This window comes from Virgibacillus sp. (assembly GCF_013393565.1).
Classification (GTDB): Bacteria; Bacillota; Bacilli; order Bacillales; family Amphibacillaceae; genus Virgibacillus; species Virgibacillus dokdonensis.
Genome location: NZ_JABXHF010000001.1, coordinates 65,474 through 87,301 on the forward strand (window position 1 = coordinate 65,474; position 21,828 = coordinate 87,301).

General features: G+C 37.3%; 17 protein-coding genes. 14 read left to right on the forward strand and 3 right to left on the reverse strand.

Annotated features, from left to right (window positions below; all coding sequences use genetic code 11):
• The first annotated feature begins 9 nt into the window (after nucleotides 1–9).
• From gnpA to HLX49_RS00295, 6 genes are all read left to right on the forward strand, one after another.
• Nucleotides 10–2,172, forward strand: coding sequence for a 1,3-beta-galactosyl-N-acetylhexosamine phosphorylase (gene gnpA / locus HLX49_RS00270; protein WP_296360353.1), 2,163 nt, complete (start codon nucleotides 10–12; stop codon nucleotides 2,170–2,172).
• Nucleotides 2,169–2,336: a DUF6903 family protein gene (locus HLX49_RS00275; RefSeq protein WP_162985856.1), complete on the forward strand. Its 168-nt coding sequence runs from the start codon at nucleotides 2,169–2,171 to the stop codon at nucleotides 2,334–2,336. Before gnpA ends, HLX49_RS00275 begins: the two co-directional genes overlap by 4 nt.
• 192 nt (nucleotides 2,337–2,528) lie before the next feature.
• The gene (locus tag HLX49_RS00280) at nucleotides 2,529–3,434 is read left to right on the forward strand and encodes an ROK family protein (protein WP_077705644.1); all 906 of its coding nucleotides are present in this window, start codon (nucleotides 2,529–2,531) and stop codon (nucleotides 3,432–3,434) included.
• Between the two features lie 51 nt (nucleotides 3,435–3,485).
• On the forward strand, nucleotides 3,486–4,967 hold the full coding sequence (gene galT / locus HLX49_RS00285; protein ID WP_101932443.1) for a UDP-glucose--hexose-1-phosphate uridylyltransferase: 1,482 nt from the start codon (nucleotides 3,486–3,488) through the stop codon (nucleotides 4,965–4,967).
• Nucleotides 4,968–5,273: 306 nt separating this feature from the next.
• Nucleotides 5,274–5,558 carry a hypothetical protein gene (locus HLX49_RS00290; protein ID WP_296360354.1) on the forward strand — a complete coding sequence of 95 codons (285 nt, stop codon included), beginning with the start codon at nucleotides 5,274–5,276 and terminating at the stop codon, nucleotides 5,556–5,558.
• A gap of 14 nt (nucleotides 5,559–5,572) precedes the next feature.
• Nucleotides 5,573–6,382, forward strand: coding sequence for a hypothetical protein (locus HLX49_RS00295; protein ID WP_296360355.1), 810 nt, complete (start codon nucleotides 5,573–5,575; stop codon nucleotides 6,380–6,382).
• Between the two features lie 93 nt (nucleotides 6,383–6,475).
• On the opposite strand, the gene HLX49_RS00300 is transcribed toward HLX49_RS00295, so the two are convergent.
• Nucleotides 6,476–6,940, reverse strand: a complete 465-nt coding sequence (locus tag HLX49_RS00300) for a hypothetical protein (RefSeq protein ID WP_077705634.1) — start codon at nucleotides 6,938–6,940, stop codon at nucleotides 6,476–6,478.
• A 3-nt stretch (nucleotides 6,941–6,943) separates the two neighbouring features.
• Nucleotides 6,944–7,150 carry a helix-turn-helix transcriptional regulator gene (locus HLX49_RS00305; RefSeq protein ID WP_303046186.1) on the reverse strand — a complete coding sequence of 69 codons (207 nt, stop codon included), beginning with the start codon at nucleotides 7,148–7,150 and terminating at the stop codon, nucleotides 6,944–6,946.
• A gap of 663 nt (nucleotides 7,151–7,813) precedes the next feature.
• Here HLX49_RS00305 and HLX49_RS00310 point away from each other — a divergent pair.
• From HLX49_RS00310 to asnB, 7 genes are all read left to right on the forward strand, one after another.
• Nucleotides 7,814–9,382, forward strand: coding sequence for an esterase/lipase family protein (locus HLX49_RS00310; protein WP_296360356.1), 1,569 nt, complete (start codon nucleotides 7,814–7,816; stop codon nucleotides 9,380–9,382).
• Between the two features lie 585 nt (nucleotides 9,383–9,967).
• Entirely contained in the window at nucleotides 9,968–10,987 is a 1,020-nt protein-coding gene (locus tag HLX49_RS00315; RefSeq protein ID WP_077705628.1) for an ABC transporter ATP-binding protein, read from the forward strand.
• On the forward strand, nucleotides 10,974–11,906 hold the full coding sequence (locus tag HLX49_RS00320) for an ABC transporter ATP-binding protein (protein ID WP_101932441.1): 933 nt from the start codon (nucleotides 10,974–10,976) through the stop codon (nucleotides 11,904–11,906). The genes HLX49_RS00315 and HLX49_RS00320 overlap by 14 nt, the downstream gene beginning before the upstream one ends.
• A 4-nt stretch (nucleotides 11,907–11,910) precedes the next feature.
• Entirely contained in the window at nucleotides 11,911–12,873 is a 963-nt protein-coding gene (gene opp4B, locus HLX49_RS00325) for an oligopeptide ABC transporter permease (protein ID WP_077705623.1), read from the forward strand.
• A gap of 30 nt (nucleotides 12,874–12,903) precedes the next feature.
• On the forward strand, nucleotides 12,904–13,806 hold the full coding sequence (locus HLX49_RS00330; protein ID WP_077705620.1) for an ABC transporter permease: 903 nt from the start codon (nucleotides 12,904–12,906) through the stop codon (nucleotides 13,804–13,806).
• Nucleotides 13,807–13,886: 80 nt separating this feature from the next.
• Entirely contained in the window at nucleotides 13,887–15,704 is a 1,818-nt protein-coding gene (gene opp4A / locus HLX49_RS00335; RefSeq protein WP_077705617.1) for an oligopeptide ABC transporter substrate-binding protein, read from the forward strand.
• 297 nt (nucleotides 15,705–16,001) lie between these two features.
• Nucleotides 16,002–17,849, forward strand: coding sequence for an asparagine synthase (glutamine-hydrolyzing) (gene asnB / locus HLX49_RS00340; protein WP_077705614.1), 1,848 nt, complete (start codon nucleotides 16,002–16,004; stop codon nucleotides 17,847–17,849).
• 524 nt (nucleotides 17,850–18,373) lie between these two features.
• On the opposite strand, the gene HLX49_RS00345 is transcribed toward asnB, so the two are convergent.
• On the reverse strand, nucleotides 18,374–18,661 hold the full coding sequence (locus tag HLX49_RS00345; protein ID WP_101932438.1) for a hypothetical protein: 288 nt from the start codon (nucleotides 18,659–18,661) through the stop codon (nucleotides 18,374–18,376).
• A 344-nt stretch (nucleotides 18,662–19,005) separates the two neighbouring features.
• On the opposite strand from HLX49_RS00345, the gene HLX49_RS00350 reads away from it, so the two are divergent.
• The gene (locus HLX49_RS00350; protein ID WP_296360419.1) at nucleotides 19,006–21,372 is read left to right on the forward strand and encodes a penicillin acylase family protein; all 2,367 of its coding nucleotides are present in this window, start codon (nucleotides 19,006–19,008) and stop codon (nucleotides 21,370–21,372) included.
• The last annotated feature ends 456 nt before the right edge of the window (nucleotides 21,373–21,828 follow it).

Consider the following 21,828-nt stretch of genomic DNA (forward strand, 5'->3'; position numbering starts at 1 on the left):
GTGTGAGAGATGAAAAAAACAACAGGAAGAGTTACATTACCAAGTCAGCAACATTTTTTACAAGAGACGAAGGAATTGATGGAGCGCTGGGGTGCAGATGCACTGCGAGATAGCGATGGAACGAAGTTGGATGATGAGATCAAACAATTAGATGCGAAAATTTATACGACGTATTTTGTGGCTCGGAATCATAATGATTTTGCTAAACAGCATCCAGAGGAAATGCAGCAACTATATTTAATGTCGCCCTATTATACAGCAACAGAAACCACGTTGGAAATTCCGTTTTTAAAGGGTTATTTTGAGGAACAAATAACGCCGGATTATATTCATGATCCAAAGCGTTGGTGGGAAGTAATCGACCGAACAACAGGTGAGGTTGTTTCACCAGACTATTGGCAAGTAGATGAAGCAACGAATTGTGTAACGATGAAACAAGTTGAACAGTGGCATGAATATACGGTTTCTTTTTTAGCATATATGAAATGGGATCCGACGCAAATGTATAATCATATAACAAATGATTGGGGAGATACACCACATGATATCCCGTTTGATGTCCGTCAACCTCATTCTAACCAGTATGTAAAAGCATATTTACAACAATGGTTAAAGGAAAATCCAGATACAGACGTTGTTCGCTTTACGACCTTTTTCTATCATTTCACACTCATTTTTAATGATTTAGGTAAGGAGAAGTTTGTGGATTGGTTTGGCTACGGTGCGAGTGTTTCCGTTGCAGCACTTGAAGCGTTTGAAAAAGAGAAAGGCTACCGTTTAAGGCCAGAAGATATTGTGGACAAAGGCTATTACAACACGACTTTTCGTATTCCTTCACAAGCGTATTTAGATTATATTGATTTTATTCAGCAGTTCGTTGCAAAGGAAGTGAAGGAATTAGTTGATATCGTTCATGAGCATGATAAAGAAGCGATGATGTTTTTAGGCGATAATTGGATTGGAACAGAACCTTATGGTAGTTATTTTCCATCTGTCGGCATGGACGCCGTTGTTGGTAGCGTTGGTGATGGAACGACGTTACGAATTATTTCTGATATTCCAGGTGTGAAATATACGGAAGGAAGATTTTTACCTTATTTCTTTCCTGACACATTCTATGAAGGCAATGATCCGGTTATTGAAGCAAACGAAAATTGGTTAACAGCAAGAAGAGCGTTAATGCGCAAACCTTTAGATAGAATTGGTTATGGCGGTTATTTAAGTTTAGCATATAAGTTTCCTAAATTTGTTGATTACGTGGAGAAGGTTACAAATGAATTTCGAGAAATTTATGATAATATTCACGGAATTCAACCGTATACAGGTCTAAAAGTAGCCGTTTTAAATGCATGGGGGAAATTGCGAACATGGCAAACGCATATTGTTGCCCACGGAAAATGGTATAAAAAAGCGTATTCTTATCATGGTGTATTAGAAGCATTAAGTGGATCAGCAGTGGACGTATCTTTTATTAGTTTTGACGATGTAATCGCAAAAGGGGTACCAGAAGATATAGATGTGATTATTAATGTAGGTGATGTAGGGACTGCGTTTTCTGGCGGCGAGAAATGGAAAAATCCTCAATTAATTTCCATTCTTCGTAAATGGATATATGAGGGGGGCGGTTTCGTTGGTATAGGAGAACCAACTGCTTATCATCATGAAGGGCGCTATTTTCAGCTTGCTAATGTTTTTGGATTAGATAAAGAATTAGGCTTTAGCTTATCGACGAATAAATATTTTACAGAAGTAATCGAGAATCATTTTATTGCTGAAGATATGACTGCATTTGATTTTGGTGAAAGCATGGAGTATATCTTTGCATTAAACGAGGCGACAGAAATTATCGAATATTCTAATGATGGTGTTCATCTTGCTAGCTCCGGTTTTGGAAAGGGGAGAGCCGTATATATCGCAGGTTTACCGTATAGTCATGAGAATACGAGATTATTATTACGTGCCATGTATTATGCAGCTCATAAAGAAGAAGAAATGAGAAAATGGTTTGCTTCAAATGTGCACTGTGAAGTACATGCATACCCAGAAGTGAAAAAATATGCCATTATTAATAACTCTACCGAAAAACAAGTTACCGATGTTTATGATGGCGATGGAAACAAACGTCAAGTTGAGTTAGAAGCAAGCGAAATCATATGGGAGGACTACACATGAAGGATAAAATTTTTGTAGTTGTCAAGGTTGTTTTCTTTCTATTTTGTCTGTTTCTCATATTTTATGGACAACAAACCGTTGGCAAATTTGAACTATTTCTTCAACTTATTGGCTTAACAGGTCTTTTATTTTTACTATGGAACTATAATCGGAAATTTGTATAAAGGAGTAGTGCAGTCTTTACTCTGTGTGCGGAAGATTAAAAAAGCAGGCTTCGTTCTTGGACTATAGAAAATATAAAAATTTTAAGGTTTATAGTATAAGCAAAACGACGGGTTTTGCCATAAGAATTGGCGATATCTAAGTTTATCTATAAAGAGTAACTTAAGCCATGTGTTGTAAAGGTGAGGATAAGGATGAAATACAGCATTGGGATTGACATTGGTGGAACAAAAGTGGCGGCAGGAATTGTAAATGAATATGGCAATTTAATTCAACAGGTAAAAGTGAGCAGTGATCCTACAAATAAGGAAACGATGTTTGCTAAAGTTGTGCAATGTGTAGAACAGCTGCTAGACCATTCTAGTATTCCAAAACATGAAATATATGGCATTGGCGCAGGTGTCCCGGGGAAGGTAGATCGTGAGCGAGGGATTGCTGTTTATCAGAATAATTTACCCTGGGATAACTTTCCATTTATGGAACGACTCCAAAAAGCAATCGGTATTGACAAAATTGCCATTGATAATGATGTGTATATGGCTGCGTTTGCAGAGTGGAAAAAAGCGGAAATGGCTAATCAAGAATTGCTTGTTTATATCACAATTAGTACTGGTATTTCCTGTTCTATTATTCAAGATGGTGAATTTATTCGTGGTGCTGGTTTTGCTGGGGAATTAGGTTTAATTCCAGTTTATTCTAAATTAAACAGCGAAGCCTTACAAAGATTGGAAAATGCTGCTTCAGGACCAGCAATGCAACTACAGGCAAGAAAGATATATGCAGATGATCAGGTCATAACGAAAGATATTTTTGCTAACTATTTGACAGGTGATGAAGAAGCACAGCAGTTGATAGAAGAAATGGTATTTGTTCTAACACAGGGTGTCTATACTGTCAGTAGTTTGTTAGATCCAAATAAAATTGTTTTTGGAGGAAGTGTAGTTACCCATAATCCTTGGTTATTAGAGCTAATCAAAGTAAAACTCCAAACGTATTTGCTTGCTGAACAAATCCATATCCTAGAAAATATGGAGATTAGTAAGCTGAACAATCACCAAGGCATTATTGGTGCAGGGTTAAGAGCGTGTGTGCTTTCCTAGTTGGATGTTATGTGAAATTGTAGAATATGGACCTTAAAGGAGTGATGAAGGATGGTGTATCCCTATTTAGCAGGACTTATTGAAAAAGCAGGTACCACAGAAATGATTGCACAAGCTGACAAAGTATATGCTAGGAACCAAATTATGAATGTCTTGCAATTAGAGGCATATCCAGATGGAGTAGTACCAGCAAGAGATACTTCCATCCCAAATTTAGTAGAGCATTTGATTGAATATGCATTGGAGCATGAAATTATTCGCAACGTTTTAAGTGAAAAAGAAATACTGACGGCTCATATCATGAATTGTCTTATCGCGCGCCCTTCAGAAATTAACCAGACATTTTATGAAAAGTATAAGCAATCACCAATAGAAGCTACGAATTACTTTTATGCTTTATCAAAAAATAGTAACTATATTCAAATGAATCGAATTGCGAAAAACATAAGCTATAAGGTGGACACGGCTTATGGGACGATGGATATTACGATTAATTTATCCAAACCGGAAAAAGATCCAGAGCAAATGAAGCTAGAGCGGGAAAATGTTAAAAATGTGACGTATCCGAAATGTCTATTATGTATAGAGAATGAAGGCTATGCTGGGCGAATAGATCATCCAGCTCGGGCAAATCACCGCATGATAAGAGTACCTTTACATGACGAGATGTGGTTTTTTCAATATTCTCCGTACGTATATTATAATGAGCATAGTATATTACTAGCTGGAGAACATCGGAATATGAAAATCGATCAGCAAACATTCAAACGGCTCTTAGCATTTATAGATATATTCCCGCATTATTTTATTGGCTCCAATGCAGATTTACCAATCGTTGGTGGATCTATCTTAAGTCATGATCATTATCAGGCAGGGAAGTATGAATTTGCTATGACGAATGCGAAAGAAGCATTTTCCTTTTCGTGGAGAAAGTATCCAAGATTGCATTGTGCTGTCCTACATTGGCCATTATCCGTTATTCGTATAGTGGGAAGCAATAGTACTGATTTAGTAGAAGCAGCAGATGACATTTTAGCCTCATGGAAAGATTATTCGGATGAATCAGCGGATATTCAAGCTTTTACGGAGCAAACGCCGCATAATACCATTACGCCAATTGCTAGAAAACGTAAGGACAAATATGAATTAGATCTTGTCTTGCGGAATAACCGAACGACAGAACAGTATCCTCAAGGTATTTTTCATCCGCATGCAGATGTACATCATATTAAAAAAGAAAATATTGGATTAATAGAAGTGATGGGCTTAGCTGTATTGCCAGCCCGTTTGAAGCAAGAATTAGCTGAAATAGAGAGCTATTTATTACATGGACAGCAGCAAGTAGCGGAGCATCATAGCGTTTGGGCAGACAACTTAAAAAAGCAGTATCCAGATGTACAAACTACAGAAGAAGCAAGAGAAATTGTGCGTAAAGAAGTCGGTAATACGTTCGTACGTATTTTACAAGATGCAGGAGTGTTTAAAGACAATCAATCTTTTCATCGATTTCTGCAAGTGTTTATTAATGAATAAAAGAAATAAATAATAGTATAGATTAAAGGCACTCCATGGGGTGCTTTTTTGCACTATAAGAAAGTATAAAAGTGTAAAGGTTTATAGTATAAGAAAAACTTGACTTATCGCATAACATTTGTCGACAATTCATGTTTTCTACATAACAAAAAATATAGCGTTTATAGAAGAAAACGATATTTGCATTTGTCCCATCCAGGCTTGGCGATTAGTGAGGTTTTATAAGGGGGAATGCTAAAATTTTGATGAAATATGAAACTGTGCCTAGTACCTCTTCGTACTTTATTTAAAAGGGAGGGATTATTGTTGCAATGGGTTTTAGAAATAGCAAGTTTCATTGTCATCATATGCCTTTTATATAAACGAATAAACGATATAGAAGATATATCCCTTATGCATGTGGTATATATTGTTTTGGCATTTATCATTATTTCAGTTCTATCTGCTATTATTTTTTATTATCCTGGTAGTTGGCTTATGAATAAGATTAGTAATAGCTTCTTACGTATCGTTACGGCGTATGCGATCGTTATTATTGTCATTTCAATTGGACGTTGGTTATGGACGAAAACATTTGCTGAAAATCGTTGATAGGGGGTAGGAATTTGTTACAAGAAATGTATAAACGAAGAGAAAAAATGGGGTATATATTTTTAGCTATATTTATCGTTGTAGTTCTTGGGTATATATTGATTTGGACGCCAACAGGAGCCAAACAGTGGGGAGAAGTATCCATTATAGGTTTACCCGTTTTATTTTTAATAATAATAATTATTCGAAGCAGAATAAGCTATCAGAAATTAAAAGACGTAGAGATAGGCCTTTCACAAGCATCTATTTTGCAACTTGATCATGTCGTACTTAAAAAGGATGCTAGTTTGTTACCGCGTTTATTATGTTTTGAAAAAACGGGCAAGTATGTTGGCGCTTTTCAACTTATGCACGTTTCGTTCTGGTGCTATCCTTTGCTCATTTATAATAGTTCGTTCATAAATTGGCTGCCAGTAAAGTTTGCGTTTATCTCTAACACTGGAGAACTGATATTTAAGTTGAAGCGAAAAGGCATGAAGAAAACGGAAGTTACGTATTACGATGCAAGTGACAATTATATCGGGTTTTATATTCAGAAAGATTTTAAAAGTGTCTTGCGACTAAAAGGGAAGCTCTTTGATGAGAAAGGAAAGCAAATGCTTTTTATTGATGGATCTACTATGACTGGTGATTTCACATGGATCGATGAACATCATCATCGCTGGGCCTATTTTTATAATGGAAGGTTTCCGCATGAGTATACTACTTTGTTTCACGACTTAGATAATGATATTGTCGAGGTCTCTGATAAGTTATCTCAACAGTATAAGCAATTGCTGTTCGGGGTAATTGGATTCTTATTTATTCAGAGAACGAATAAATAACGCACCCATTAACCGCTTTGCCTGGAAGTGCATTTTAAGCAGGCAGAGCGGCTTCTTGTTGTACAATGTAAATGTGTTTCTTATGACTAGTAGTTAAAATTTGTTACGTACAGATAAATAGTAGATTGTAATTTGTGCAATCGGAAAGATGAATAAAAGTAACATCGGATAAGAAGGAAACGTGTCAGCTATGAATGGATACAAGCCCATTAAAAAAAGGATTATCCCAAAAATCAATGGCATGAAAAGATAAACTTTACGACAAGCGTGAGCGTTAATCATTTTTTCACGTTCATCTTGTTCAGAAAACTCTACAGGCATGAATAATTTCAATAGCATACGCTTATGTTTCTTTGCATTATGTCTGTACATCAAGACCCCAACCCCTAAACAGATGAATAAAAAAATGATCGTCGGTGTAATATTAATCCATTCTCCTGTGCTCTCACCTTTAATCGCATTGGCTACTTGCATTCCAAATGAATAAATAGGAATAAATCCCCAAGCAGCTAGCAACAATAACAATACGTTAATAAAGAACACCCATTTTAATCTCATCTTTTAATCGTCCTCCAATAACCAAAAAGTTTCTTCCATAGGAAGATGGAACACTTTGCATATGTTTAATGCCAAAAGTAAGGATGGTACATAATCGCCTTTTTCAATGGCAGCAATGGTCTGTCTGGTTACGCCTACTTTTTTGGCGAGTTGCTCTTGCGTTAAATCAAATCGCGCTCGTAGTTCTTTTACACGATTGTTTAATTTCACGAAAGCCATCTCCTTCCTAGAGAACTTCCAATGCGCGAGTGATTCCTTCAAACATATATGTAGAGGTTACAAATAGTGTATGAGATAGCGGATGTAATGTCAAGTTGAGTTACCATTATGTTAAGATAAATTAACATTATTTTTATAGTATAATAATTCGCTATGCTAGCTTTAGTCAGTCATCAAACATGAAAGCAGGATGGTTTACTCAAGCAAAACGCACTTTTCAGCGGTCCATCCCATTACTATTTTCTAGGATTATTTTCACAGGACGAATAACGGATGTTCAAATTATAAAAAATCATGTACATTGATCTTATAAAGCCAGTGAACAATTCACAGAAGGATTTCATTACGGATTGTTCATACAACTTGCGTAAGACGGGAAAGACCTCTTTGAAAAAAGGCAAATAAGTGCTTATTTTCTGCTGTTCAGCATATAACCCTAATTTATAAACTGGGAATCAGTACTAATGGGAAGGATGAACACACTCCCTATTTTCGTTCCAACGTAGTTATTATGATACATGTTGAAAATCCACCATCTCGATTTTATTCATTATGTTATTTTCGTAGAATTAGATGCTTTCCAGACATCTTGCAAATCCCATCATTGTCTAATGATGTTTCTATAGATGACAAATTTAAAATGGAGGAGAAAAAATGGCGAAACGCTTATTTCTGTCGTTGTTGTTCGGTTTATTGCTATTGTCCACTCCATCTTATGCTATTGCACAATCGCAAAGTTTGTCGGAAGCCAAACAGCTTCATGAAGGAACAAAAGGGTCTGCAATGGGGAAGGGAGATAACGGAAATGATGAAACGCCAGGGGAATGGTTTGTAGGAGAGACGCCAACTAATCCAATACCTGACGCCCCTTTGCTTTTATTTGTGCCTGGTTTAAACAATGTGGCACAAGTATTTTGGGAGGATGGTGGATTGTATGAAGCTGCTTTTGAAGCGGGATATGAAACGGCTTTTATCCAGCTTCATGATGCAGGTGGCGCTTCTGCCGATATGTGGGATAATGGAAAATTGCTCGCTGAAAAAATTACGGAAATTTCAGATCAATTCCAAGGGAAGCCAATTACGATTATTGCGTACAGTAAAGGTGGCGTTGATGCGCAAGCTGCGGCAACTTATTACGGAGCTTGGCAATATATAGATCGTATTATTACTCTATCTAGTCCGCATCATGGATCCGAACTAGCGGACTTGGCTAATAGTAGTTGGGCTGGTTGGCTAGCTGAATTACTCGGGATGCGAGGTGAAGGAACATCTGCGGTTGAGACCGGATATATGGAACATTTTCGTTCTTTGACAGATGAAGAAACCTATGCCTATGTAAATGATTATTACACTTTAGGTGGTACGGATTGGGGATCGGTATTTTCATCGACATGGTTTGGAGGAATGTATTTATCCAGTTACGGTGATAATGATGGCGTGGTAACAACTGTGAGCAGTCGTCTGCCTAAAGGAGAAGAAGTTGCAATTGGGGATTGGAACCATACTTCTATCCGAAGTAATCGTATCTTTCCTATCATACAAGACGATGTGTTGCAGGGGAATAACCCGAGTCGGGATTATTTGATTTATAAGGAACAAATCTCAAAGACTGCAAAAACAGAGCAATATGTACACGGCGATGCATTAAGGAATAACAAAGCTGAAAAGCATCTATTTCCAATCGAAGACGCTATTGACAAGGTAAATATACAGTTGTACACAGCTAATCCACTCCAACGTGTAGAACTTATTGATCCGAATGGAAAAGTTTATGACGATGTGCAAGTGACGCAACAGGAGGGTGGTTTTTTCGCTGGAGCGACGGGGTATCACATACAAATCAATCAACCTTCAGCTGGAGAATGGTCATTAAAAATGCGTAGTGAGAAGAAAAACGCCTATTTATTGCATGGTCAATATGATAAAGCAATTCAAAAGCAAATTCTATCAGAGACACAAGATCGTGGAAGCGATAGCAAATGGAAAACGAATAAAAAGCAGGTGAAAGAAGAGAGTATAGAAGTACACTATACAATTGTGGAATCAGGACAGCAAATTCCTGTAGTGACTGCCACGTCGAAAGGCTTACCTCTATTATCAAAAGAATTTTCGCAGTTAAAAAAGAATCGAAGCTACAATATTACGATGGATATAAATGGCGAGACAATTTCTGGATCGCCTTTTAAACGGACAGTGGTTGATTCTGTTTATCTATCTGAATAACAAATAAAAATGAATTCCTCTTGCGTAATACGAGCTGTTATACCCTGCAGATTAGGGGCTATCAGCTCTTTTTTCTTTTGAGTTTGTTTTAAAAAAAAAAGTCTAGCACTACCTGAAAGTGGTATTAAACAATCCTTGGGGGATAAAAGAAAACCTCTACGGTCGTGTAAGTAAAATAACTGGGCCTTTTGTCAAGAATATGTACTAATAAACCAAGTTTTTTCTGTCAATAGTAGCACTGCCAGAAAAGAACAATAAGTTAAAATAGTATGATGTGTTCTATGTTTATAAAAAAAGACGGAATATTTTATTTAATAAGAATATATTCGCAAAATTTTATGAAATAAAAATATTCTCTTTAAATAAAAACTTGATTAGGGAGGTCTTTTACCGTATAATACAAATAATTATTTTATTTTAGTTTACAATAATCTAAACTCTTATGTGTCGTTATATACGAATGGAATAGGCACCATGTCACTAGATTAAATGTCAGAAAAATTAAAACAACACAAAACCAATTTTTGAAAGTAAAAAAGAAAGAATTTTCTTTCTTTTTAGATTGGAATTTAGAAGGAGGTCAACATGAGTAATAGCATTTTGGAAATTAAAAATCTTAAAACATCGTTTCGTATTAATGATGACTATTATGCCGCTGTGGATGATGTTTCTTTATCTGTTAATAAGAATGAAACATTAGCGATTGTTGGTGAATCAGGCTCTGGAAAAAGCGCCTTAGCATTTTCTATTATGGGATTACATACAAAAGCCAAAATAGATGGAAGCATTCAATTTAAAGGTGAAGATATTGTTCATTTATCAGCTGGGAAATTAAACAAGCTACGAGGCAATGATATGGCGATGATTTTTCAAGACCCGTTAACAGCGTTAAATCCGTTGATGACGGTAGAAGATCAGATCGCGGAAGCTTTATTATTACATAATCGACAACTATCGAAAACAAAACGAAAAGAACGGGTTATTCACTTGTTAAATCAAGTTGGCATCCCTCGTCCAGAGTACACCTGTGAACAGTACCCACATCAATTATCTGGTGGAATGAGGCAACGAGTGATGATTGCCATTGCTATTGCTAATAAGCCAGAACTACTCATTGCTGATGAGCCTACTACAGCGCTTGATGTAACGATTCAAGCCCAAATACTTGGTTTAATGAATGATTTAAAAGAACAAATGAATACAGGTGTTATTTTAATTACCCATGATTTAGGTGTTGTCGCTGAAATGGCGGATCGTGTAGCCGTTATGTATGCAGGGCAAATTGTAGAGATTGCGGATGTTTATACGTTGTTTCAAAAGCCGCTTCATCCATACACGAGATCCCTTTTAAATTCCATTCCGGCTGAAGATAGTGTGCATGACAAACTCCACGTGATTCAAGGAATTGTTCCATCCTTGCAAAATCTTCCGCGAGAAGGGTGTCGATTTAAAGCACGAATTCCGTGGATTAGTGAGGATGCACATGAAGAAAATCCTGAGCTACATGAGATAACACCAGGGCATTTCGTTCGTTGTACCTGTTATCAGCAATTTTATTTTCCGGAAGAAAAGGTAGAGGGGGAATCAAGTCATGGCACTTCTTGAAGTAAACGATTTAAAGGTGCATTTTCCCATTCGAGGGGGAATCTTAAATCGTAAAATAGGTGCAATAAAGGCTGTTGATGGCGTGTCTTTTTCCATTGAAAGAGGAAAAACGTATGGTCTTGTAGGAGAGTCTGGTTCTGGAAAAACAACAACCGGAAAAGCGATTATCGGTTTAAATCATATTACTTCAGGAACGGTGAAGTTTGATGGTGTAGATTTAGCAGGCTTTAAATCCAAAAAGTCTGATATTCGTAAAGATATTCAAATGATTTTCCAAGATCCTTATTCTTCATTAAATGGCAGAAAACGAGTACTTGATATTGTTGCAGAGCCGTTGCGAAACTTTGAAAACTTAACGAAAACAGAAGAAAAAAAACGCGTACAAGAATTGCTTGAACAAGTAGGGTTAAGCCCTGAAAGTATTTTAAAATACCCGCATCAATTCTCCGGTGGACAACGGCAACGGATCGGTATTGCAAGAGCAATCGCCTTAAAGCCTAAATTAATTATTGCCGATGAGCCTGTTTCTGCATTAGATGTTTCGGTTCAGGCACAAGTCCTTAACTTTATGCAAGATATTCAAAAGGATTTAAATTTGACGTACTTATTTATAAGCCACGATTTAGGCATTGTAAAGCATATGTGTGATGAGATTGGCATTATGTATAAAGGACGTTACGTGGAAGCGGGTACGAAAGCGGATATTTTTAATCATCCACAACATATTTATACGAAACGCTTAGTAGCAGCTATCCCAGATATTAATCCAGTTAACCGTCAACAGCAAAAAGTATACCGCGAAGAAGTAGAGAAAGAGTATCAGCAAAATTATAATGATTATTTTGATCAAGAAGGTCTAGCGTATACATTACGCCATATATCTGACTCCCATTTAGTAGCTTTACCGCAGAAAGGTTGATAGCATGTGGAAATTTATTGTTAGACGACTGTTAATTACCATGCCACAAGTTGTTTTGCTAAGTATATTAGTATTCATTATGGCACAACTAATGCCAGGGGATGCGTTGTCTGGTTTAATCGATCCAAATATTGATCCATCAGCAATTGAAGAGCAACGAGAGAAACTCGGGCTAAATGATCCATGGTATGTACAATATAAAGATTGGGTGACATCAGCCATTCAAGGCGACTTAGGACAATCTTTTCGCTTTAAGATGCCAGTCTCTGAGTTAATCGGCCAGCGCCTTGTAAACACATTCTGGTTATCCTTAGCGACGTTAATCATTACATATCTCATCGCCATCCCATTAGGTATTACGAGTGGACGTTACAATGATACATTGCGAGATCAATTAATTAATGGTTACACGTATATTGGTTTTGCAACGCCATTATTTATCTTTGCTTTAGTGATGTTATGGGCTTTTGGTTATGGTTTAGGTTGGTTCCCAACTGGCGGAAGTGTAGATCCGGGATTAGAACCAGGATCATTTGCGTATATTATGAGTAAAGTTAATCACTTATTGCTACCAGCGATAGCGATGGCATTAATTACTACCGTAAATACGGTGCAGTATTTGCGTAGTGAAATCATTGATACAAAACAGAAAGACTTTGTCATTACGGCAAGAGCAAAAGGTGCTTCTGAATCACGCGTTTATCGTCGACATATTTTCCGCAATTCCTTATTACCAATTGCTGCTTATTTCGGTTTTGAAATTACGGGACTTATTGGCGGGACCGTTTTTATTGAAACAATTTTCAGCTATCCAGGTATGGGATTGTTATTTATGGAATCTGTGCTGCAAAGGGATTATAGTGTCGTAACATCTGTTGTCTTGTTATTTGGAATCGCATCTATTTTAGGCGCCTTATTATCAGATATTATTTTAAGTCTCGTAGATCCGCGTATTCGAATTAAATAAACAATGGACTATCATGGAGGTGACACATAAATGGAATATTCAAATGTAGAAGTAGTAGAGGTAGAACAAGAAAAAGCTCCTTCTATGGCGAAAGTAATTTGGCGAGAAATTGTGCGAGATAAAGTAGCGCTTATATCTTTTATTTTTCTTATTGTTATTACAAGCCTTGTTTACGGAGTATCTTTATTTTTGAATCAAGATGAAATTGTTAAAGTAGATTTATTTGCTATTAATCAGCCACCGTCTAGTGAGTTTTTGCTAGGAACGGATTATGGGGGCAGAGATATTTTTGGACAGCTTATTATTGGGACGCGCAACTCCTTATCAATAGGTATCTTAGTGACGCTTATGACAGGGATTATCGGTATTACTTACGGGCTTGTATCTGGTTATTTTGGTGGAACAGTCGATAACATTATGATGCGTATTGTTGATTTCTTTTTAATTTTGCCATTTTTAATGATCGTTATTGTATTTGTTGCGATTGTGCCTAAATATAGTATATGGTCTTTCTCATTGATAATGACTGCATTTCTCTGGATGGGGATTGCTCGGTTAATTCGTTCAAAGGCGTTACAAGAGCGAGAACTTGATTATGCACAGGCTTCCAAAACGTTAGGAACTCCGAACTGGAAGATTATGTTTTTTCAAGTTTTGCCGAATTTAAGTTCGTTAATTATTGTGACGATGACGTTAAACTTGGCTGCGAATATCGGTTTAGAGTCTGGGTTGTCCTTTTTAGGATTCGGTTTTCCAGAAGATACCCCAAGTCTTGGAACATTACTTGGTTATGCAAGAAACCCACAAACTCTAGAATTAAGATGGTGGATTTGGGTGCCAGCAGCGATTATGGTTTTCTTATTAATGTTAGCTGTCCGAAATGTTGGCGAAGCATTGAAGCGTGCTACAGATGCAAGACAGCGCAGAGGTTAATTGATTATGTTGCTTACATCACATGATGTTAAGTATAGATCGCGTCCTATGACGTATAAACAAACTAGGGAGGTTTTTACATGAAAGGAAGTCGTTGGCGTATTTTATTATACGCACTCTTGCTAGGTTTAGTACTTACACTGGCTGCCTGTGGCGGAGATGACGAGAGTAAGTCAGATAAATCGGGCGATAAGAAGTCTGGAAAAGATGGAGATCAAATTTACTCGATTGAAGATTTTAATGTAGAAACGAAAAATGAAGGCGAAGCGATGGATGGCGGGCACTTGAAATTTGGTGTCGTCACAGATACAGCTTTCGAAGGGCTGTTAAATTTTAACTTCTACTCAGGAGCTTATGATGTTGAGTTTATTAAATGGTTTGATGAATCTTTATTATCTGCGGATGAAACGCATAATTTCACCCAAGATGGTGCTGCCACATTTGAAGTAGATGATAGTGGTAAGGTGTTTACGTTTACGATTCGTGATAATGTAAATTGGCATGATGGGGAGCCTGTAACTGCTGAAGACTGGGCATATGCTTATGAAGTTATCGGTCACCCTGATTATCCTGGTGTTCGTTATGGCGATGATTTTACAGTTATTGAAGGTATGGAGGAATATCATAACGGAAAAGCTGATTCTATTTCTGGTATTGAAGTGGTAGATGAGAAAACGATGAAAATTACGTACAAAGAAGCATCCCCTTCTTTATTAAGCGGTGGAATTTGGTCTTACGCTTTACCAAAGCATGTTTTTCAAGATATCCCTATAGCGGAAATGGAAAAGTCTGACGCTGTCAGAAAAGAACCAATCGGCATGGGACCATATAAAGTAAAAAGTATTACACCAGGAGAAGCTGTCGTATACACAAAAAATGAAGATTATTGGCAAGGTGAACCAAAGTTAGATGAAGTTACAGTTAAAGTCGTGAATCCGAAAACAGTTGTACAAGCTTTAGAATCGGGAGAAGTAGATACGGTTCATGAATTTCCTACAGATCAATATCCAGACAATGCGGATATGTCTAATGTAGAATTTATAGGGAATGTGGACATGGCTTATTCTTATATCGGCTTCAAATTAGGAACTTGGGATAAAGAGAAGAAAGAAGTAAAACCGGATCCAAATAAGAAAATGGCGGATGTGAATTTACGTAAAGCAATGGGACACGCCATTGATAATGAAGCTGTAGGGAAGCAATTTTACAATGGCTTACGCTGGAATGCGACAACATTAATTCCACCATCACATCCAGATTTCCATGATCAAGACAATCTTGGAATCGAATATAATCCAGAACAAGCAAAGAAACTGTTAGATGAAGCAGGATATAAGGATACCGATGGAGACGGAATGCGTGAAAATCCTGATGGCGAAGATTTGGTGATTAATTTTGCTTCTATGTCTGGTGGAGAAACGGCTGAACCAGTTGCAAATTACTACATTCAATCTTGGAAAAAAGTTGGATTAAATGTACAACTATTAGATGGTCGTTTACAAGAGTTTAATTCATTCTATGATCGAATTGGACAAAGTGGTGACGATGATCCGAAAGTCGATGTATATGCAGCAGGATGGGGTGTGGCAACAGATGTCAACCCAGCAGGATTATATGGACGTGACGCTCTGTTTAACTTCTCTCGCTATGCAAGTGAAGAAAATGATCAACTTCTAGAGCAAGGTGTCTCTAGAGATGCTATGGATTTAGAGTACCGTCAGAAAGTGTATAAAGAATGGCAAGAATTAATGGTCGAAGAAGTTCCGGTCATTCCTACCAATTATCGCGCAAAATTAGTTCCTGTGAATAAGCGCGTATTGAATTACTCTGTAGCACATAACTGGGGTAATTACTATGAAATTGCGGTAACGCAAGAAGAACCAGTAAAAGCTGAATAAAACATTTAGATAGACAGCCTGTGAACCTATTTCACAGGCTGTTTCTTTGTTTGTTCTGGATAGAAGTTGATCTAAGACATATACTTCAAGAATGGGAGAGTTGTGTGCTGGACAAGTGTAGGTGAGGAGGTAGCCGTCACCTATGCCCCCTTTCGCCTTTTGTACTTCATTGGTGAGAAATGAAAAATCTGTACGGAATGAAGAATTACTTCACTATGTAAGATGCAAGTTATATTTTGCTACATCCTTTCATAAACTGTTCTGTAGGCTCTATGCATCTAGGGAGGGTGACTTAATTTGTGTGGAATAGTAGGTTATGTGGATTTTAATAGAGATGTGCGGGCAAAGGAAAAAATGCTTGAACAGATGACAGACACATTGCTACATCGTGGACCGGACGAAACGAATACATGGATGAATCAACATGTTGCTTTTGGGCATCAGCGGCTTTCAGTTATTGATATTGAAGGTGGAAAGCAACCAATGCACAAAGCGAAAAACCGTCATACTTATACGCTTATATATAATGGTGAACTATATAATACGGATGAACTACGTAGCGATTTAAGGCAGAAAAACTATCATTTTGAAACGACATCTGATACCGAAGTGTTGCTTACTGCTTACTTGGAATGGCAAGAACAATGCGTCGATTATTTAAATGGAATATTTGCATTTGCAATTTGGGATGAAGAAAAAGAACAACTGTTTATAGCTCGAGATCGCTTGGGGGTTAAACCGTTATTTTTTCAAGAAAAAAATGGGCAGTTTATCTTTGGCTCCGAACTAAAAGCTATCCTAGCTCACGAAGAAGTAAAAGCGGAAATTGATCGTTCTGGTTTAGCAGAAATATTTGGTCTTGGTCCGTCTAGGACACCAGGACATGGCCTATTTAAAAATATGCATGAGCTTCGGTCAGGTCATGCATTAACTTTTTCAAAAAATGGTCTCAAGAAATGGCGCTATTGGAATGTAAACAGTTGTCATCATACAGATTCCATGTCCGAAACAATAAGTAAAGTAAGAGAGCTATGTATTGATGCAGTGCAACGGCAGCTCGTTTCTGATGTTCCTATATCCACTTTTTTATCTGGTGGTTTAGATTCGAGTGCTATCACAGCAATTGCCTCGCAATATTTTCAGGAACGAAGAAAAGGGTCTCTCACTACTTTTTCTGTAGATTATAAAGGTAATGCAGATTATTTTAAGGCAAGCAAATTTCAACCGTCCATGGATCAGCCATTTATTGAGGAGATGGCAACCGTTTTTCAAACGAATCACCATAATGAAGTGATCTCTGGGGAAGCATTAGCAAGCCATTTAAAAAAGGCTGTAGAATTACGAGATCAGCCTGGAATGGCGGATATAGATTCGTCATTACTCTGGTTCTGTCAACAGATTAAAAAGCAAACGACAGTGAGCTTATCAGGAGAATGTGCCGATGAAATATTTGGAGGATATCCATGGTTTCATTCCCCACCGACGGATGAAGAAACAGGTTTTCCATGGATGCGATCTTTGTCATCACGTATTGATTTACTTCATCCTCACTGGCAGGAGAAGTTACAGCTCTCAGAATATGTGTATGCGCGTTATCAGGAAACAATCGATGAAACACCACGCCTTGATGGAGAAAAAGAGGAGGATGCACGTAGAAGAGAGCTGTTTTATTTAAATATGCATTGGTTTATGGCTCAGTTATTGGATCGAAAAGATCGGATGAGTATGGGAGCGAGTTTAGAAGTTCGTGTGCCTTATGCGGATCATCGTTTAGTAGAGTACGTGTGGAATATACCATGGGAAATGAAGATACTTGAAGGGAAAGAAAAAGGTATTTTACGAAAAGCAATGGAAGGCATTCTACCAGAGACCATCCTTTACCGTAAAAAAAGCCCTTTTCCAAAAACATTTCAACCAGCGTATACAAATGCAGTGAAAAAATGGATGCGGGAAATAGTAGACGATGAGGATGCTCGATTATTTGAGTTCTTAAATAAGGAAAAAGTAGAGGCTATTTTAGTAAGCGAGGGGAAAGAATTTAAAGAACCGTGGTATGGACAATTAATGCAAGGACCGCAACTCATTGCTCATCTTTGCCAGATAGATTACTGGTTGAGAACGTATGATGTCAAGGTGGTGGAGTAAGGATCGATTCTTAATCTAATGCTTTAGGAAAGCATACATTTTAAGGAGCGACGTTTTTCCACCATAAGAGTTGAAGAAAAGTCATGTTTATCTCATAAGATAGAAAGTATAAAAATTAGATGCTTTGGGATAAGGAAATAATAGAATAAGCCACGTCCGGCTCCAGCGCCCAGCAACTAGGCGACTTCACTCCATTGCCCTAAGATAAGTCACCATCGGTTTGTGCTACATAGGGAGGTCGACTAAAAAACGGGCTTGCCTTAGGGCGTCGGCATACCCCTGATTTAGTGGCATGATTCCTAAAACTTTCGTTGATTTGTTCCACTCGCTACGTTGCTAAACGGGCGCCCCGCGCCTTTGTTCTTAGATAAACATGTATGAGCAAACATGCCGTGGTTGCACGAAAACCACGGCGTTTGATGTACAACAGCTTTTCGATGGAGTTTATCGCTTCGTGCATGTTAAAAATAGGGGAAAATAGTTGCCGTATCAATGGATAGCAAGACATTATGTTCATCAAGTACTTAATGAATAACAATATCTATCTTTTTTGATAGTAATTTACCTATTTTTTTACGTACTTTTTCTACATAAGATGGATGGTTTAGCTTCTTGTACTTTAATTTTCCGATCCATTCACGCACATCTCTATCATAAACAATTACTTTATATATTTCTGGATGTTTTAAGTAGTTTTGAAACCACTGTTGTTGCTTTAGGTAACGGATATTTTTTTCAATATCTTTTTCTTCCACACGCCTTGATTCATAAAAATAACGTACAATATCAAATAAATCCAATAGAATACTCAAGGAAAGTCACCTCCTGTATGAGAATAGTGAGACTTGAAATATAAAGAAAGGGTTTATCAATAAGCCAAATTTTCTTAGCAAAGCTTATACGTTACTTAGGTTACGAATAGAAAGATGTAAAAGTTTCACATCTTATCAAAATGAAATGAATAATTTTTTTGTTTTCTGACATAGCTGGACAACATGCTTAAGCTTTTAATACACGTTAGCGTAAAAGTGCATGTAGTAGACGAAGAAAAACATGTATCTCGAAAGGTCTATAGATCTTTTTTTGTGATAAATATTTTTCAATAGATAAAAAATTACATCTTAAATGAAGGCAGGGGAGGAAAGTGGAAGAAAGAATGGAGGAAAAGACCATAAAACAAACAAGAAAGAAAACGAAATTAACAATCATTATTATTGGAATGATAACACTCATTTTAGTAATCGCTTTCTTTGTTGTTACTGTTTACTTGGATCGCTTGGTTGAAAAAACAGAGGGAAGCATTCAGCTTTCCGTTTTAAAGCAGAAGGTGGACGTGATCACGGATGCTAATGGCGTGCCAAAGATACAGGCGCAAAATGAACATGATTTATATGCAGCACAAGGGTATGTCCAAGCACAATATCGGTTATTTCAAATGGAAATGTCCCGCAGACAGGCATCCGGTACGATCAGTGAGGTAGCAGGCGAGGCAGCTGTTGATCAAGATAAATATTTTCGTACATTAGGACTAAGAAGAGCAGCTGAGAAATCTTACGACCTTTACAGCGATGAAGCAAAAGAAGTATTAGAGGCGTTTGCCAAAGGGGTCAATGCCTATATGCAACAAGCGAAGGAAGATAATACGCTACCAATTGAATTTAAATTAATGGGCTTTGAACCAGAAAAATGGACACCACTAGACTCATTAACTATTGGTAAATACATGGCATTTGATTTGGGTGGTCACTGGGAGCAGCAAGCGTTCAATTACTATTTACTACAACAATTTGGAGAAGAAAAAGCATACGAGTTATTTCCATCTTATCCTCAAGAAAAGCCTGTTATTATGAAAGAAAAATATGTTTCTGTAAAAGATAAACTATCTCAAGCAATTATTCCGCCAGCATTTAATGGGAGCAATAATTGGGTCGTTTCTGGTGAGAAAACAGCTTCTGGATTCCCTATGTTAGCAAATGATCCACATTTGGGCTTAGCGACTCCATCTATCTGGATTCAAATGCAGTTGCAAACCGAAACGCAACAAGTAAGCGGTGTTATTTTTGCAGGAGTTCCAGGAATTATATTAGGTCATAATGAACAAATTGCGTGGGGAGTAACCAACACAGGACCAGATGTGCAACAATTATACCTTGAAAAAAGAAAGCCTTATTCTAAAGCGACGTTTTTATTTGAAGGGGAGTGGGAAAAAGCAAGTATTATTCAGGAACCGATTGCTGTGAAAGACGGAGCAACGATTGATTATGAAGTAGTCGAAACAAGGCATGGTCCTGTTATCTCCGAATTTGTTGAAGATAGTGGGGAGGAAAATGTTCTGTCACTCAAGTGGACTGCATTAGAAGCAACGACGGAATTGGAGGCTATTTTACAAATAAATAAAGCGAAGAACTGGGAATCCTTTGAAAAGGGATTGGAAAAGTTCTTAGCCCCCGCACAAAATTTTGTCTTTGCTTCTAAAAGCGGAACAATAGCTTATAAGGCAAATGGAAATATTCCAGTTTATGAAAACGGAAAAGATGCCTTGCTCCCACTTCCAGGTTGGCAAAGAGAAAATGAATGGCGTGGCTATATTCCGTTTGATGAGCTTCCTATAATGATTAATCCAGAAAAAGGTTATATTGCGACTGCTAACAACAAAATAACGACAGAAGATTATCCGTACCATATAAGTAATGTATGGGCGCAACCGTATCGCTATGAACGCATTGTAGAAGTATTAGAGAGTGTGGAGGAAATAACAGTTCAAGGCATGCAGGATTTACAAATGGATAGCTTTAACATGCAAGCAAAAGAACTTACACCTTCATTTTTACAATTATTAGAAGGGGGAAAACTATCCAAACAAGCTACAGAAGCACTCTGTCTTTTAGATGAATGGGATTATAAGGATGATGCTTCTGCTAGTCAGCCATTACTATTTCATCATTGGCACAAAAATATTGAAAAGACCATTTATCAAGAAATACCAGATTCCATGTTAGATCTATTTAAAGGGAAGGGACATTCGACAGATACTTTATTAAGAAAAGCAATTAAAGGAGAACCGTCTGCATGGTTAGAAACTTATGGAGGTTTACAACAAGTTTTATTGGATTCATTACAACAGTCTATTACGGAGTTAGAAGAAAAATATGGGGAGACTATATCAGAGTGGAAATGGGGAGATTACCATCGCGTCTACTTTGAACACCCTCTTTCCAACGTTCATCCTGTTTTAGAGTATATTTTTAATCAAGAAGGTCCTATTCCAGTAGATGGAAGCAGTGTAACGCCAATGGCTGCAAGTTTTGAAGAAGAAACAGGGATTGTAGATCATGGTGCTTCTTGGCGGTTTGTAATAGATATGGCACCCCCATCAAAAGGCTACCATATCGTTTCACCTGGACAATCAGGTCACGTGAAAAGTCGGTTGTATCAGGATCAATTACCAGATTGGGTGAAGGGGAATTATCATACAACCTATTTGGATAGTATGACAGGAGAGCAATTGACACTGTACCCGTAAATGAAGAATATTTCCCGGGGAATAAACTTTAGCAACCTAATTCCTAAAATATTTTTACAGATTTATGTCATGTTGTAGAAAACATAAGTTTCTGTCAATATAAAAGAACGATAATCGGAGTTCTTTTATGACCAAGGTAAGCAGTAAAAAAATATTGACAACGCTTTCTTTGTGAAGTAATATAAACCTATAAGTTAATTATGTGGCGGAGAATAGGAGATCCACACTTTATGATAGTATAATTCTTGAGGGAATGATATGCATATAAAGGTGTGGATTTTTTTCGTATGCTGTAAAATTAAAATAATTCTGATATTTTAAATTGGAGAGCTAGAAAAGGCTAGTGCTTCTATTAGTGGTTTGGAGAAAGGCTTCTCAGTATACTCCGTCATGAGAATGGAGTGAGTGAATGTAAAGATAGCAACATTAGAAGTATACAACTAGATAGAAGCTCTC